The following is a 17000-nucleotide window of genomic DNA, read 5'->3' as shown; positions in this document are numbered from 1 at the left end:
AATCCACTCCCCTCTCAGCCACCGGATTTACCGTTCCAAAATTTTCATATTCCTTATCCAGCCAAATGAAAATTTTGTCATATACGATTCGTACTTTTAGATATGAACCTGAATCCGGTAAATTTGTGATTTGGAACAGGTTAATAATCGCAGCGAAGATAATTCAGAATTCAACTATGCCGGTTGGCAACACCCGATGAAAAAACAACGATTTATCAGTACAAGAAACAGCAAAGATTTTATGAGTAACGTATCACGCCTGATCGCTTGTCTTTTTATTCTTACCTCAACAATAACCCATGCACAGGTCAATACTGTAGAGTTTGGCAAAAACCGGGTTCAATATCAAAAGTTCAAATGGAAATACTATCAAACCGAAAACTTTAATACTTATTTCAGCCAGGATGGTTTGGGACTGGGTAAATACGTGGCCCAAATAGCCGAAACAGAGCTGCCCAGCATTGAAGAGTTTGTAGAATATGGCTTACAACGCCGCATCAATATCGTAGCCTATAATAATTTTGATGAAATGCAGCAATCCAACATTGGATTGGGTATCGATTGGCAAAATACCGGCGGTATCACCAAACTGGTGAACAATAAAATGCTGGTTTATTTTGATGGTAACCATGATAACCTTCGCCGCCAGATTCGCCAGGGCCTTGCACAGGTATTAGTGGAAAATCAGTTGTTTGGCGATGACCTGGGCGAATTTGCCGCTAACCAGGCATTATTGGATCTTCCAAAATGGCTAACCGATGGCTATATCGAATATGCCGGTGAAAACTGGTCGCCAAAATTGGATGATGACCTGCGTTCGATTATGCTGACTGGTAAGTACACTAACTTTTACCAGTTCGCTTTTGAAAAGCCAAATCTTGCCGGCCACTCATTTTGGAAATACATTGCTGATAAATACGGTAAAAACAAAGTCACTTATTTCTTTTACCTGAGCCGCATTTACCGAAATCTCAACAGTGCTTCACAAAAGATTACCAAGAAAAAATTTAAAGAGGTCCTCAAAGATTTTATGGTGGAGGTACCACAGCAATATTATAAAGACATCCGCGGCCGACGCAATGCGCCAAAAGGCCAGTTGGGAGTAAGCGAAGTGATCGGTAAAAAAGATTTTATCAGGTTTAATGCCAACCCCAACCCTAAAAGTTTTACTTATGCTGTTGTTGAATTTCACCAGGGAAAATATTCAGTAGTACTGATGGAAAATTTTGTGAATAAAAAAGTACTGCTGAAATATGGTGTACGCCAGAAGGGTGATGAAATAAATCCAAATTATCCCATTCTTGCCTGGGATGGTAAAGGCACCCGGCTGGCGGTGGTTTATAGTTCGGAAGGCAAACTTCACATGTTCGTTTACGATGTCATCAACAGGATCAAGGTGGTAAAACAGGATTTACCAATGTTTAACCAGATCCAGGATATGAAGTATATGCTGGATGCCAATACGCTTATTTTTAGCGGTATCCGAAGCGGGCAAACCGATATTTATGTTTATAAAATAGACAGCCAGTCTTTTGACCAGATCACTAACGATGTGTATGATGACCTGGACCCTTCCTTTGTTGCCTTTCCTAACAAAACCGGTATTATTTACTCGAGCAATCGTCCTTCTGCAACAGCGGCAACCAGTGATGATTCATTGCCGGGAAAACGATATAATATTTTCCTGGTTGATAACTGGAATAAATCAGAGTTCAAACAGATTTCACAGCTCACCGCACTCAATCATGGTAATGCCCGGTATCCGTCTCAATACAATTCATCACACTTCACTTTTATTAGTGATGAAAATGGTGTCAATAACCGATATGCGGGATTTTTCCGTACTGAAAGAGCGGGGTTGGATACATTAGTTTTTATCGGAGATGAAGTCTTGCGCAATCCTCCCCTGGCGGAAGTAGATAGCCTGCTCAAAGAATGGGATAAGACGGATATTGACTCGGTCGGCTATGTTTCTCTTACCAACGATTCATCTTATGTTTTCCCGCTGACCAATTATCAAAGCAGTATGCTGGAAACAAGAACTGCCGGTGATAACCAGCAGGTGAGCGAAGTGGTAAAACTGGGTGATGTAAAATTACTTTACAGGCTGAAGGTTGATGAAAATGCATTACGTCGTCGCAATATCAATGCCCGGCCCACTGAGTATATGAAGCAGGTAATTGATGAAGAAAAAAGAAGCCGCAACAAACTGTCTCCTCAGCAGGAAGGTAAGAAACCTGATGAAGCAAAACAGGATGATTTTTTCCAAAGTGAATTTGACAATGAGAAAAAAGATAGCGCCCAGATTGGCCGTGTAGTGGAAGCTACAGAAATCACCGAGCCAACCATTCTTCGGAAAGCAAAATTGTATGAATACCGTCCGCCGAAATTTTTTGCGGATTATGCTGTAACAGGCTTTAACAACTCTGTTTTAGCTGTGAATAAGTTTCAAACTTATAATGGAGGTAACGGACCTATATATCTTTCCAATGGTGGAGATTTTAATGGTCTTATTCGTATGGGAACATCAGACCTTATGGAAGATGTGAAATTTACCGGCGGTATCCGCATTGCTCCAAACTTAAGAGACAATGACGTATTATTTTCTTTTCAAAATCAGCGAAAACGTTTTGACTGGGGAGCTTTGTATTACAGGAGCAGCAATGAGATTTTTGCAACCTTACTTTATAACAATTCACCTGTCACGGGCACTGCCAAACAATTTGCCAGTTACTACCTGGCCACACTAAAATACCCGCTTGACAGGATCAGGAGCATCAGGGCAACCCTCGGCCCACGCTTTGAAAGAGTAGTCATGAGTGCAACAAATTCTCAAACGATCAAAGTACCGGATTATAAAAAAACATACGGCCAGTTTAGCCTTGAGTATGTGTACGACAATACAATAAACCCTGCTACTAATATCTGGCATGGCTTACGCTACAAAATATTTACAGATTGGTTTACCGAGATAACCAAGTCGAATGCTGATGGCAAGTTCATGTTCAATGCAGGGTTTGATGCCCGCCATTACCTGCCTATCTATCGCAACCTGATTTGGGCCGTTCGTGCCGGTGGTGATTTTTCTTTCGGGGATCAAAAAGTCATTTATTACCTCGGTGGCGTCGACAACTGGTTCTCACCTAAATTTAATCCAGAACCGAGGCCCGATGATAACATCAATTATTATGCTTACCAGTCACTGGCGGTAAACCTTCGTGGATTCAAACAAAATCTTTCGAATGGTAATAATGCTGTTGTTGTCAATAGTGAGATCAGGGTTCCGGTGTTTTCCACATTTTTTAATAAGCCGATCAATAACGCCTTCCTGCGCAATTTCCAACTGGTACAATTCTTTGACATTGGAACTGCATGGGCAGGTGATGTGAAAGATATTCAGCGTCCCCAAAGTGTGTATTCTAATCCCAATGATCCCAATAATCCATTTACCGTTAGGATAAAGGCTGGCGGTATTGGTCCTTTCGCCGGTGGATATGGGTTTGGCGCCAGGAGTACATTGCTGGGTTATTTTATCAGGGTGGATGCTGCCTGGGAAATGAATGGCTTTTTCAGGAACAAACCTATGTGGTATTTTGCAATGGGTGTTGACTTTTGATTAGGGATAACCTGAATTATTAAAACGATTTCACGGATAATACAAAAATCCTCCGCCGCGGCGGAGGATTTTTGTTTGTGCCCATTTGATACGGATGAGCGAAAAACCAACAGTCAACCTTCGTTTATTATACCATTTAGATATTAATTTAATCTTATAGCTATTGGTATAATGCCGACAGACATTGTGAACCACCAATAATATGATTCTAACGCCTCGTCGGTGTTACCATTGAATCTTTTTTGAAAAGTGCATAATAACTGCCAGGGTAAGAAACAATCCGATACTTCCCAGCAACAAGGAATAATCCTGCAATTGCAGTATCGAGAAAATATAGGAATACATCAACACCAGCACTACGCCTAAAACAGTAGTGAGCTTTGCTGATTGTAACAGTCCTTTTACAAACCAGGCTATCAATCCAACCGTTGCTGCTGATGCGATAATATAGGCCGTATTAAAACCTGTGTATTCTGAAATGGATAATAACAGTGTATAAAAAAGAATAAGTGCCAACCCAATCAACCCATACTGGAAAGGGTGTACCGATCTTTTATTTACAGTTTCGATGATGAAGAATGCGGCAAAAGTGAGAAGGATACAAAGAATAGCATACTTCACCGACCGCATCGTTTTCTGGTAGCCGTTTACAGGTATGAAAAGGTCCGCGCCAAACGAGGCATTTTGCAGGTTGTAAGTAGTCTCTTTCCAGGCTTGCGGAAAAGTTCTGGTATGCGCCAGGCTTTTCCAGGTGGCGACAAATCCACTGTCAGTAATTTGATGGTCTGGCAATTGACCTCCCGTAAAACTCGGATCAGGCCAGGTGGAAGATAGCCTGGCCGTGGTTTCTTTTCCAACGGGTGTAAACAATAATTGTTCGGAGCCATTGATGGCGATCGCTGAAGAAAAGCGAATTTCTTTGTCCGGGGTCACCACTACAGGCGCCACAAAACCTTCCTTCATTACACCATTATTGACAGCAGATGGATTCAACGTAACCATAGAGTCATTCCAGGTGAGTTTTATTTCTTCCTTTAATCCTTTGCTGTCCCCCAATTCCATACATATGTAGGCTTCATTCCACAAGACCACCGAAGGATCGATCTTCAATTGTTGCAGCGGAACTACATTAAACTTACCACTCATCTTTACCAGGGATGAATAAAGCATCACCTGGAAGATACCGCGATGCCTTTCTTCCGGCTTTACTGACGACTCGATGGTCAGATTATCCGGCAACACGTAAGCCAGTTTTTTTAAAACAGTTGTCTGGCCTTTATCGCCTGTTACAGTTTCTGCATACGGCAATACGAGTACAGGCCCGGTGATGTTTTGCCGGCCTGCCCACTTACTGCTTACTTCCTTAAATGCCTCCTGCTGCCTTGCTTCTCTTTCACTGACTATATTCTGTACAAAGAACGAAGGTATCAGTAGCAGCAATACTAATCCTCCGATCAATAACCCTTTAATGAGTAGTTTACTTTTTTGCCAAATAGTATTGGCGACAATGGTGTCCATGTTTAAATTGTTTTGATATGATTTTGATTAAAATTTTCGCTTAATTTTTTGAGGGTTGTGTAGAGCAATAACAAGAAGATTGCATACACAGTAATCATCCCCCCACTCCATTTTATTTTTGATAGGATGAAAGATTACCTCAAACATTTCGCTGAATAGGGAAAATGGTTGCGCAATAATGTCCCACGAATTAAAGCGCAAATACCGGCCGATATAAATGCCAAAAGCATTTAACCACATCACGACAACCAGCATCGTTGATGAAAAGTCCCTTCCCCATGCAGCTTCAATAATTTTTTCCAGTGTTCTTACAGAAAGAATCCCTAATAGCAAACCATTCCACGCAAACGAGAATAACAGCAGCAGGTCAAACCATTTTGGAGCTGAGTCGAATGTATCAAGATGAAAAAGATCAGTAATAATATAAAAAGAGTTAGGAATGAAAACAAGCCAGCCAAGAATTGTTATTATCAACTTTGGCTTGCTTTTCCAAAGCGGGGATTGACCGCTTAACCATTGCGTAATTCCATAGGGAACAAAAGCAAGAAATAAATTCCACAATAGGAAAGCATAAGTAATAAGTCCTGTTGCAGCCGCTCTTCCAATTAACAGCAAGCAACTAAAGCCACAGGAAATCAATAGCAGATCCTGTATTGTTAATGTTGTCAAGGCTTTCTTTACTAAAAAATATTTCGGAAACATGTTAAATGATTTTTGGAATAAATACAATAAGGCCTGTGGTGGCAGCGATTACGGCGGACATTAACACCGCCCCCGCGGCGAGGTCCTTAATAAAGGCCACCTGGGAATGATATGCCGGAGAAATAAAATCCATCACCCGTTCAATGACCGTATTGAACATTTCAGCTACCCATACAAAGCCTGTGACAATAACCAGGGCTAGTAGTTCAAAACTTGTGATGCCGAAGTAAACCGAGCTGGCAAATACGCCAATCGTTGCGACCAGGTGAAGCCATGCGTTGGGTTCCTGCTCGAAAAATTTCTGTATACCCCTGGCGGCAAAACCAAAGCTGCTTAGTCTTGACCGGAAAGAAATTGTTTTTTGTTTCATGATGCTGAAGTTTTATCGGCGATCCATTTCCACCAAAAAGCTGTGCAGGAGGGATAGACGAACATTTTATAGAGATCATCAGTCACGGAATGTCCATTTCTGAGTATAGCGATGCAAACCGTAAGCATAAAAATGATTGCACCCAGGGTAATTAGCATTCCCATTGCATGTATAGGCAGGTAAAACCAGCCGGCTCTTTTAAACCAGATTTGTCTCATGATTATTAGTTTGGGACGTGTAAATAATTTTATTGAAATGTGGATATTGAATAAAGGTGTAATTGAACATAAAAGTGTATTTGATTTTAGGCAATTGCGGGAAAAGGAGATTTATTGATGGATTTGTTTTCTGTTTTCACTTTTGATAAGATGGCTTCAAGCAAGGGAAGCATCTTGTTAAGGCCCCTTGTTTTGATCATGAAATTCCAAAGAGGCTCAAATTTTTTCCAGCCGCCGGCATAAGCAAAATGCTTCACAACATGTTTAAACTCTTCGTGTTGCCAGCTTGCCTTCCATATGTTTGACCAGCTATAAAAAGATTGGTAAGCCCGGTCATATCCTGCTTTTAATTCTTCAGCAGATAAGCCTTTTGTTTTATAAACAACATGCCGTGTATCATACAAACTCCAGTTATTGTGCAATAACCTTCCTTGCTGTTTCAGGGATTGGTAAAGTCTTGTTCCGGGATAAGGAGTAAGAATATGGTAGGTTGATGTAGTAAGACCCTGCCGTACACCCCAATCAACGGTTCGTTTAAAAACATCTTTGTCATCGTCATCAAGACCAAAAACAAAACTGCCATTGATCATGATACCCAGCGAGTGAAGCCGCTGAATTGCTTCCCCGTAATCTTTACCCATGTTTTGCTTCTTGTTACTTTGTGAAAGATTGTTGCGGCTCAGCGTTTCGAATCCGATAAATATGCTCCGCAGGCCGGCTTCGGCAGCCTTTTCAATCAAGTCTCCTCTTAAAATAGCGTCAACAGTTGATGCACCCTGGAATACCCGGTTCATGCCCTTCATCCCCTCAAACAAAGCCGCAGAAAATTTTTGATTACCCAGTAAATGATCATCCAAAAAATAAAGATGTTTACCAGGCAGCCGGCTGATTTCTTTTAGTGCCGCATCAACCCTTTGGGTATAGAATGATTTTCCTCCCTCAAAAAAAGCATCCTTATAACAGAAGTCACAATGATGGGGACAACCTCTTGAAACCACAATAGAATTAGGTACGAGGTATAAATTTCTTTTGATAAGATCACGCCTAATAGGAGGTATGTTAGTAATATCACGGGCGCTATTTCTATAAATCTGCTTCGCAACCCCGGCTTTAAAATCTTTTAAGAATTGAGGAAAAGTATCTTCCCCGGGACCAATAAAAATAGAGTCGGCGTGCAATAAGGCTTCGTCAGGAAGCGAACTGACATGCAGGCCACCCAGGCAAACATATTTTCCATTTTTTCGATAGTGATCGGCTAATTCGTATGCCCTAAAAGCATTGGTTATATAAACCTGTATCACTACAATGTCAGGATCATCATCTGTGTTTATTTCTTCAACATGCTCATCCTCTAATTCAACCTCATCATCAGGCGAGCAGTAAGCAGCCAATGTTGCCAACCCCAGCGGGGGAAACAAGGAATACTTTATAGGTCGCCAATAAGGGCTCTTTGCTTCCATTAAAGCTGGAAGTATCATTTTTATTTTCATGTCAGATGTATTTACCGGGCCATTAAAAACGCTTACCTGCAGTTTTCTCCAATCATATAAAGAGTGAGAACAGCCAAAAGACTCAGACTAAAAGCAATTACCAGCAGTGGAAACCACCTTTTTTTCACCGCAAAATGAAAATGAAATTCTTCATTGGTGATGCTCCATTTCACTTTTAACACTTGTAAGAGGGTTAACCCTAATGCCACCACGGGACCAAAGAGGATAAGCAAATTGATGTTCCAGCCTGGTGTTTCTTTGATACCCATTCTTTCGAGAAAAGGAGCCACTGAATCAAATGGGGAATTGATACCCATCTCGTATTTTAAAACTGAAATGACAATGAAATACGCTGTAGGCAGTGCCAGCAAAAACGAAAGAGCAGTGACTACATTTTGTTTGATATACTGTTTCATGTGCATATTTTTTTATTCTTTTTTGCCACATGGTCCCGACAAGTCGGGATTCATCGGTAATTGATATATTATACCTCGAAAATTTTATGACTCATTTCATACAACATGATTTTGCGTGATGAAATTTTCTACTTGTTTTATTTTGGCGAGGCAGATACTTAAAGGTATCAGCCCGATTATTCCGAAGGAGCAATCAATCAATCGCCAGCCGATGGGAATGCCACGGAACTGACCTGCAATGAAGGCATATGGAATGATGAGCAGGCAGGCGATCATAGCGAATTCAATCACCCATTTATTTTTTACCGGATCCTTTAGCGGGCCGATAAAAAGAATTGCTAATACGAAATGAGCGAAGGCCAGCCAATCATAACCATAACTCAAAAAAGGATATTGCCTGTTTGTATGTACAATAGCCAAATAAACTTTTTCAATCCAGGCACCCAACCTGGTTTGTAGTGAAAAGCAACGGGAAAGAAATTGCAATTCCGCTTCCAGTGGAATAGCTGTGAGGCCGCTTAAAAAAAGGCAGACCATAAAGAAGATGACCCAGCCGCGAATTTGTTTTAGTTTGTTATTCATTTTAAAAAGCACTTTGTATTTCAAAGTATAAGAACAAAAAAATTTATTTTACTCCCTTGATCATATTCTCCAACGCCGTGATGTGATCGGTAAAGGCTTTTTCCCCGCTCTTGGTAACCGAATAGGTTGTATTCGTCTTTCGCCCGATGAATCCCTTATGCACCTTGAGATACCCATTTTCTTCCAGGCTCACCAAATGCGTTGCCAGGTTACCATCGGTTACTTCCAGCATTTGTTTAAGGTCATTAAAACTGATTTCATCATTGACCATAAGGATGCTCATCACACCCAAACGGATGCGGTTGTCAAACACTTTATTTAGTCCTGTTATCGGATTTTTCAAACTAATCTTTTTAAAGCATTACACTTTTTACACTCCGCTCATATTTCCACCACATGACAATTCCATAGACAATATGCAAAATACCAAAACCAAAAGCCCAGAAAAATAAACCATCCCTGATCCAAAACATATTGATCAATCCAACAACAATCTCGCAGTAACCCAGGTAGCGAACATCTGTGAGGGTATATTTACTTGCGTTAACAAGGGCCAGCCCATAAAACAAAAGACAAGCCGGTGCTACAAAACGCCACTCATTATGCTGGAGCATACCCAGTATAAAAAGTCCGCCAGCAACAAGGGGAATGGCCATATTCCAAAAAAGTCTTTTGGAAACAGGATTCCAGAGCGAGTGACCATCCTGGCTTGTTTTTTTCCACGTAAAATAAAACGCAGAAAAAAAAGCAGCCGCAAAAATAGCGATGGCTAACACGATCAACTGAAGTTTCAGTGTTCTGAAATCTCCTGCCTGAAAATAGCCCCGTTCGTTGTAATCTATGTAATACCCATCGAATATTACATATCTGGCAATGGCTGCACCGATCAAAGCAAAAAGGCCCGCAGCCACGCCGCTCAGGCCGCTTAACGAAATAAACCGGCTGGATCGTTCCATCAGCTTGCGGATATCCTTTACGTCTTGCAAACTATCGGTTGGTTGGTTCTGATCGCTCATAAAAAGCACTTTGAAGTACAAAGTAAACATTTCATTTTTTATTTTCCAAATAGTTTCTGTCAAAATGATGACACATATTATCAATTACCCTTTCCCGGCTCGTCTCCAGTCAATACCTTTGTACTTTATGAGTTTGCGAAGTCCCTATATCCCCTTATACCTTTTTTTCCTTTTCTTTATTGCCATAAATGATATTGCTGCACAAAGCAAGAGGATCAGTGGTATAGTTAAAGATTCCCATAGCGAAGAGGGTGTGCCCTTTGCTTCCGTGGCGTTTCAAAATACCACGGTTGGTCAGCTTACTGACTCTGCAGGCAGATTTTCTTTCAGGCTGGAAGCCTGGCCGGCTGATACACTCGTTATCACCTCTGTGGGCTATCAGCCATTTTTATTTCCTATCGATAAAAATAAAGACTCCATTCTGCTCAATGTTCCGTTTGAAAGAGGAACATTTAACGAAGGTGTAAAAGTAAAAACCAAAGTAAACAAGGGGCTTTTACTTTGGCGAAAGATTGTTCAGAACAAACCTTCCAACGATCGCTATCGCTTTTCTAACTTCTCTTATGAGTTATATAATAAACTGGAACTGGATATTAAAAATGTCAATTTTGGCAGGATCACAAAATTTAAACCGTTGCGGGCTGTTGGAGAACTGATCAATCAAAACATCGATAGTTCGGAAGGAATAAAATACCTGCCTACTTACTTAACCGAAGCGCTTTCTAACTACTATTACCAGAAAAAACCACTCAAACGCCGTGAAGTCATAAAAGCTGCCAATACAAATGGTGTCAAGAATGAGAGTATTATTAAGTTCCTGGGCGGCATGGATCAAAATGTCAACATCTATAACAATTTCATCACAGTATTTGACAAACAATTTATAAGTCCTGCCAGTGACAATGGCGATTTGTATTATAACTACCGGGTAACGGATACCCAACAGGTAAACAACAATCGATTTTATCATCTTGTGTTTGTTCCGAGACGAAAAGGCACCAATACATTTGAAGGAGATTGCTGGGTGCATGCCGGCACCTTCGCTGTTCAAAAGATGAACCTTCGATTGGGCAAAGAAGCTAATGTAAACTTTGTCGAAAACCTTAGCCTGATACAGGAATATAAACTCATCAATGATTCGACCTGGTTTTTATCGAAGGATAAATTTGTGGCAGATGTAACTCCAATTGGCAGAAACAGTCCGGGTTTTATTGGCAGAAAAACAACTACCTATCGTGATATTGTTGTTAATGATACTTCGGTTGTTGCAGCGTTGAATAATAATAAGCTGATGGAGGAAATTATCACACTTCCGGATGCAAGTGCGAAGGACAAAACGTATTGGAATGAAACCAGGCATGAAGAACTGACGAAAACCGAAGCCGGCATTATAAAGATGATCGACACGTTGTTGAATGCACCCACCTTCAAGCGGCTGGCACGACAGATCAATTTTATTGCAACAGGTTATTTGAATGTCGGCAACTTTCAATTAGGCCCCTGGTACAATTGGGTGACGGCAAATTCATGGGAAGGATTACGGCTACGCTTTGATTTTGGTACCAACAAAAAATTTGATAAGCATTGGTGGTATCACTGGTACCTGGCTTATGGATTCGGTGATAAAAAATTTAAAGGCAAGGCGGAATTATTTTACCTGCCCAACAAACATCCGCGTCGTTACTGGTATGGCTCTTATACCAACGACCTGGACTATGGCCAAAACTATTACGGTGAAGTTTCATCTGACAATATATTTGCCCTCGCTATACGCAAACAAAATGTGCCGGTAAAATTCATGAAGGTGGAAGAAAAGCGATTTGAGTTTTTTAATGAGCACCGCTTTGGTTTATCCGAACTGATAGCCGTAACCCACAAGGGATTTACACCTTTGAAAAATATTCCGTTAAAAGATTCCTTCCCTACCTACAATGACCGCTCTCCCCTCAAGACATTCGAAGTGTCGCTTCGTCTTCGCTTTGCTTATCTTGAAAAATTTTTAGAGAATCAATTTTTCCGAACGAGTTTGGGGAGCCCTTATCCTATTGGTGAAATTTACATTTCCCGAGGTATTTCCGGTATATTAAAAAGCAATTATAATTACACCAAATTATCCGGCAGTATTTCCGATTATATAAAAATTCCCCCCTTTGGAAATATTTCTTTCCAGCTATATGGAGGAAAAACATTTGGGACATTACCTTATGTTTTATTGGATATCGCCCCTGGCAATGAATTGCATTATTACAACAAGTATGCGTTTAACATGATGAACAAATATGAATTCATCCATGATAAATTCGCCGGAATCAACTTCGAACACAACGTTGGGAATGGGATTTTTCGTTTGTTTCCAAAATTAAAATTCCGTCAGTTCTATACCATCAAAACATTATGGGGTAGTTTATCTGATGCAAACAAGGCGCTGAATTTTAAAGAAGGAAATACTTTTCAAACATTGGATGGTAAAACCTATATGGAAATAGGAACCGGGGTTGACAATATTCTTCGTGTATTCAGAGTTGATTTTATCTGGCGTGTATTGCCCAATTCACTACCCAATGGAACAACAAAGAAGTTTGGTGTGTTTGGAAGTTTCAGGTTGAGTTTCTAAAGTTCGAGGTACGAAATTTGAGGTTTGAGGTTTAACACGCAAGTCTGATTTCGATAAAATCTCAAACATCAAAATTTGAAATCTCTTACACAATCACAACTTCGATCCCCATTTCTTTTAGCGCTTTGACAGTATGATCAGATATGCCTTTATCAGTAATCACCTGGTCTATTTCTTCCAGGCCACAGATCCTGCCAAAACCACGTTTACCAAACTTACTGGAATCCGCCAGCACAATTGTTTTTTGAGACGCAGCCATCATTTTGCGGTTAAGCTGCGCTTCCTGTACATGAGTAGTTGTCAATCCAAAATCAATATCGATGCCATCCACACCGAGAAATAATTTGCTGCAGGAAAAATCATTTAAAATATTTTCAGCATACATACCGGTAGCGGAGGAAGAACTTTTACGCAACACGCCACCCAGCACTAATACTTCTACTTCAGCATGACGATTGAGTTCTGTTGCCACATTTAAAGCCGCAGTAATAACGGTAAGATGGGCTTTAGGCTTTATATTTCTTGCTAACGACAAAACGGTCGTTCCGGAGGCAATGATAATACAATCATTAGGCTCGATCAATGCAGCGCCGGCAGCGCCTATATCCATTTTTTCTTCTGCTCTTATTTTTTCTTTTTCATCTACGGACCGATCAACGGTGTAGGGATTGCTGGACGTACCACCGCCGTGTGTACGATATAAAAGATTTTTATCTTCCAATAGTTTCAAATCCTTGCGAATAGTAACGGAAGACACGTTCAAGTCATGACAAAGGTCAAGCACATTTACTTTGCCTTCTGTTTTCAATTTTGATAATATGTATTGATGCCTATCCGCCAGCGTTGCCATACCGTTAATTTGTCTTTGCTGTTTCATATTCAATTTATATAGATGTAGCTGAATTTCAAAACCTTAAATCTGACTTCAAACATCTGTTCGTTTTTTCGAAATAATTTGAAACTCCTTATGTTAATCGAATTTCGAAATATTTTTTCTTAACATAACAATTGGTTTATTTAGTTTCATTTTATTATTTTTTAGTTTCGTTTCAATATATACCGAAACTACTTGAAATGAATAATGAAAAACTAAACAATAGATCAACGTATTTAAAAAAGGTTGCCGACGCTACGCCGGAATGGGATATAGTCGTGATTGGCGGTGGCGCTACCGGGCTCGGCATAGCACTGGATGCCACTGTTCGTGGTTATAAAACATTACTAATTGAGCAATCTGATTTTGCCAAAGGCACATCCAGCCGCAGCACAAAACTGGTGCATGGTGGCGTCAGGTACCTGGCCCAGGGAGATGTTCGCCTGGTTCGTGAAGCGAGCATTGAAAGAGGATTATTGCATCGCAATGCACCACATCTGGTGAAAGATCAAACATTCATCGTTCCGGTTTATAGTTTATTTGATCGCCTAAAGTATACTGTTGGCTTGAAAATCTATGACTGGATCTCCGGCAGGTTAAGTCTTGGTCCTTCAGTTTTTATCTCAAAAGAGGAAACAATCAAAAAGTTACCGGCCATTCAGACCAGCAATCTCAAAGGAGGTGTATTATACCACGATGGTCAGTTTGATGATTCACGGCTTGCCATCAACCTTGCACAAAGCATTATTAAAAATGGCGGCTATGCTGTGAATTATATGCAGGTGACCGACCTGTTGAAAGACGAAGCAAAAAATACAGCAGGCGTCACCGCAATGGATATGGAAACCGGCAAGCTCTATGATTTTAAAGCCAGGGCCGTTGTAAATGCGACCGGTGTGTTTGTAGACAATATTCTGCAGATGGATAAGCCGGGTAGCGCAAAGACCATTTGCGTAAGCCAGGGAGTTCATGTGGTGTTGGATAAAAGATTCTATCCTTCCAGTGATGCCTTAATGATCCCCAGGACAAGTGATGGCCGTGTGTTGTTTGCAGTACCCTGGCATGATAAAGTAGTAGTGGGCACTACCGATACGCTTGTTGAAGCAGCCTCACTGGAGCCGCAAGCGTTGGAAAAAGAAATTTCATTCATTCTTGAAACAGCGGGAACTTATTTGACCACCCAACCCAAACGATCCGATGTATTAAGTGTGTTTGCCGGCCTTCGTCCATTAGCGGTTCCCGACAACGATAAACAAAAAACAAAAGAAATATCCCGCAGTCATAAGATCATCGTTTCGCCCTCCCGACTCTTTACCATTCTTGGTGGCAAGTGGACTACGTATAGAAAGATGGGAGAAGATATGATCAACAGGATAGAAAAAGAATTGAAGTGGCAGCATAAAAAATCTGCCACTGCATCGCTGCATATTCATGGGTATGCGGCTACTACTAACTGGAGCGATCCCCTGTATTTCTACGGAAGTGATGCGGCCGCAATGAAACAACAGATGAATGGCAGTGCGAATGACTGGCTGAGTGAAGAATTAAAAATACACCGGCAACAAATAGTGTGGGCGGTGGAACATGAAATGGCAAGAACAGTTGAGGATGTATTAGCAAGAAGAACAAGAGCCTTATTGCTGAATGCAAAAGAGAGCCTTCGCATTGCACCGGAATGTGCTTCCATTATGGCAAGTGTGCTAGGTAAGGACGAACAATGGAAAGCAGAACAAGTGGAAAGTTTTACTAAACTATCCGAACACTATATACTTAAATAACAACCTGCAGATAAGCCATGGCCCCCTCTAAAACTCCGCGACGGAAGACTTGCTAAGCACGACCCCTCGCTTTTCGAAGAGTATAATTAAAATAGTAATCTTCGAAAATGCTGAGTGGAGATATAAAGCTGATTTGGTAGATATGAAGCCTGGCTTAGCAATGCAGCACCGTCCCTTCTCTTTGGGAGAAGGGATAAGAGGGATGAGGCCAGATGAGACTATAATTTCAATATATTTAAATTTTAAAAATTGCTAACCGATTGCCATGGATAAGTACATTTTATCCCTTGACCAGGGAACGACGAGTTCAAGAGCTATAATTTTTGACAAAAAAGGAACCATAGTTGCGACCGCACAAAAAGAATTTACCCAAATCTTTCCCCAACCGGGCTGGGTGGAACACGATGCCAATGAAATATGGAGTACACAGTTAGGAGTAGCAACTGAGGCAATTTTAAAAGCTGGCCTTACCATCAACCACATTGCAGCTATCGGCATCACCAATCAAAGAGAGACCACTGTTGTTTGGGACAGAGATACACATCTTCCCATTTACAACGCCATTGTTTGGCAGGACAGGAGAACAGCGGAATATTGTGATCAGTTAAAAAAAGATGGTTCGGCAGAAAAAATACGCAAAAAAACCGGCCTGGTAACAGATGCTTATTTCTCCGGCACTAAAGTAAAGTGGATCTTAGATAATGTAGAAGGTGCAAGAGATAAAGCACAGAAAGGTGAATTGTGTTTTGGCACCATCGACAGCTGGCTGCTTTGGAAACTGACCAACGGTAAAGTGCATGCAACAGATGTATCCAATGCATCAAGAACACTGCTATATAATATTCATGAGTTAAAGTGGGATGAAGAATTGTTATCCTTATTTGGGATACCTGCAAGTATGCTGCCCGATGTAAGATCAAGCAGTGAAATATATGGACATACCGAAAATATTTTGACGGCAGCAAAAATTCCAGTGAGTGGAATCGCCGGTGATCAGCAATCGGCCTTATTCGGTCAAATGTGTACTCAACCGGGCATGGTTAAAAACACGTATGGCACTGGCTGTTTCATGTTGATGAATACCGGAACCAAACCGGTCAATTCAAAAAATAATTTGCTGACGACTATTGCCTGGAAAGTAAATGGTGAAGTGCAATATGCGTTGGAAGGAAGTGTTTTTATCGGCGGAGCCGTAGTGCAGTGGTTGCGGGATGGATTAAAGATCATTCAAAACTCAGGTGATGTGGAATCTTTAGCTTTAAAAGTAGAAGATAATGGAGGCGTTTACGTTGTACCGGCCTTTACAGGTTTAGGTGCTCCTTATTGGAACCAGCATGCAAGAGGAATAATCGTTGGTCTCACGAGGGGAAGTTCCGATGCACATATAGCAAGAGCGGCTGTTGAGAGTATTGCTTTTCAATCAATGGATCTTTTACAATCAATGGAAGCCGATGCGGGTTTGCCGATAAAAGAAGTAAGAGTGGACGGTGGCGCTACTGTGAATAATCACCTGATGCAATTTCAAAGCGATATCATCAACACACAGGTTGTAAGACCGCAGGTAACAGAAACTACCGCTTTAGGCGCTGCCTACCTTGCCGGGCTTGCCGTTGGGTATTGGAACAGTATTGATGAACTGCAACAGTATTGGCAGAAAGACAAAGCATTTACTCCTTCCATGAACGACGAAAAAAGAAACGATCTGCAGAAAAACTGGAAGAAAGCAGTAAAAGCGGCACAAGCGTGGACAGAATAAAGTTCCAAAAGTTTCAAGGGTTTAAAAGGTTCAAGAAGTTGAACATAACC

At 41.0% G+C, this 17000-nt stretch carries 14 protein-coding genes; 4 read left to right on the top strand and 10 right to left on the bottom strand.

What is annotated here, in order from left to right; genetic code table 11:
- The first annotated feature begins 130 nt into the window (after positions 1 to 130).
- Positions 131 to 3616, top strand: coding sequence for a TolB-like translocation protein (locus P2W73_RS00410; protein ID WP_276499990.1), 3486 nt, complete (start codon positions 131 to 133; stop codon positions 3614 to 3616).
- Positions 3617 to 3841: 225 nt separating this feature from the next.
- Here P2W73_RS00410 and creD read toward each other — a convergent pair whose 3' ends face one another.
- From creD to P2W73_RS00365, 9 genes are all read right to left on the bottom strand, one after another.
- Positions 3842 to 5134, bottom strand: a complete 1293-nt coding sequence (creD, locus tag P2W73_RS00405) for a cell envelope integrity protein CreD (RefSeq protein ID WP_276499989.1) — start codon at positions 5132 to 5134, stop codon at positions 3842 to 3844.
- 27 nt (positions 5135 to 5161) lie between these two features.
- Entirely contained in the window at positions 5162 to 5836 is a 675-nt protein-coding gene (locus P2W73_RS00400; RefSeq protein WP_276499988.1) for a DUF1361 domain-containing protein, read from the bottom strand.
- Between the two features lies 1 nt (position 5837).
- Positions 5838 to 6206: a diacylglycerol kinase family protein gene (locus P2W73_RS00395; RefSeq protein WP_276499987.1), complete on the bottom strand. Its 369-nt coding sequence runs from the start codon at positions 6204 to 6206 to the stop codon at positions 5838 to 5840.
- The gene (locus tag P2W73_RS00390) at positions 6203 to 6424 is read right to left on the bottom strand and encodes a hypothetical protein (RefSeq protein WP_276499986.1); all 222 of its coding nucleotides are present in this window, start codon (positions 6422 to 6424) and stop codon (positions 6203 to 6205) included. Before P2W73_RS00390 ends, P2W73_RS00395 begins: the two co-directional genes overlap by 4 nt.
- A gap of 86 nt (positions 6425 to 6510) precedes the next feature.
- Positions 6511 to 7914 carry a B12-binding domain-containing radical SAM protein gene (locus P2W73_RS00385; RefSeq protein WP_276499985.1) on the bottom strand — a complete coding sequence of 468 codons (1404 nt, stop codon included), beginning with the start codon at positions 7912 to 7914 and terminating at the stop codon, positions 6511 to 6513.
- A 32-nt stretch (positions 7915 to 7946) separates the two neighbouring features.
- The gene (locus P2W73_RS00380) at positions 7947 to 8330 is read right to left on the bottom strand and encodes a hypothetical protein (protein ID WP_276499984.1); all 384 of its coding nucleotides are present in this window, start codon (positions 8328 to 8330) and stop codon (positions 7947 to 7949) included.
- Between the two features lie 96 nt (positions 8331 to 8426).
- Positions 8427 to 8912, bottom strand: a complete 486-nt coding sequence (locus tag P2W73_RS00375; protein WP_276499983.1) for a hypothetical protein — start codon at positions 8910 to 8912, stop codon at positions 8427 to 8429.
- Between the two features lie 43 nt (positions 8913 to 8955).
- Positions 8956 to 9255, bottom strand: coding sequence for a winged helix-turn-helix domain-containing protein (locus tag P2W73_RS00370; protein ID WP_276499982.1), 300 nt, complete (start codon positions 9253 to 9255; stop codon positions 8956 to 8958).
- 10 nt (positions 9256 to 9265) lie between these two features.
- Positions 9266 to 9928, bottom strand: coding sequence for a hypothetical protein (locus P2W73_RS00365; RefSeq protein ID WP_276499981.1), 663 nt, complete (start codon positions 9926 to 9928; stop codon positions 9266 to 9268).
- A 127-nt stretch (positions 9929 to 10055) separates the two neighbouring features.
- Here P2W73_RS00365 and P2W73_RS00360 point away from each other — a divergent pair, with 127 nt between their 5' ends.
- On the top strand, positions 10056 to 12542 hold the full coding sequence (locus P2W73_RS00360) for a DUF5686 family protein (RefSeq protein WP_276499980.1): 2487 nt from the start codon (positions 10056 to 10058) through the stop codon (positions 12540 to 12542).
- Positions 12543 to 12627: 85 nt separating this feature from the next.
- Here the strand turns inward: P2W73_RS00360 and P2W73_RS00355 are convergent, their stop codons facing one another.
- The gene (locus P2W73_RS00355) at positions 12628 to 13419 is read right to left on the bottom strand and encodes a DeoR/GlpR family DNA-binding transcription regulator (RefSeq protein WP_276499979.1); all 792 of its coding nucleotides are present in this window, start codon (positions 13417 to 13419) and stop codon (positions 12628 to 12630) included.
- A gap of 197 nt (positions 13420 to 13616) precedes the next feature.
- Here P2W73_RS00355 and P2W73_RS00350 point away from each other — a divergent pair, with 197 nt between their 5' ends.
- Both P2W73_RS00350 and glpK read left to right on the top strand, forming a co-directional pair.
- Positions 13617 to 15194, top strand: a complete 1578-nt coding sequence (locus P2W73_RS00350) for a glycerol-3-phosphate dehydrogenase/oxidase (RefSeq protein ID WP_276499978.1) — start codon at positions 13617 to 13619, stop codon at positions 15192 to 15194.
- Positions 15195 to 15459: 265 nt separating this feature from the next.
- Positions 15460 to 16950, top strand: coding sequence for a glycerol kinase GlpK (gene glpK / locus P2W73_RS00345; RefSeq protein WP_276499977.1), 1491 nt, complete (start codon positions 15460 to 15462; stop codon positions 16948 to 16950).
- Positions 16951 to 17000: the final 50 nt, after the last annotated feature.

The organism is Terrimonas pollutisoli, assembly GCF_029360765.1.
Lineage (GTDB): Bacteria > Bacteroidota > Bacteroidia > Chitinophagales > Chitinophagaceae > Terrimonas_B > Terrimonas_B pollutisoli.
The sequence above is the reverse complement of the archived record's forward strand: the minus strand, read 5'-3'. Positions and strand labels throughout refer to the sequence as shown.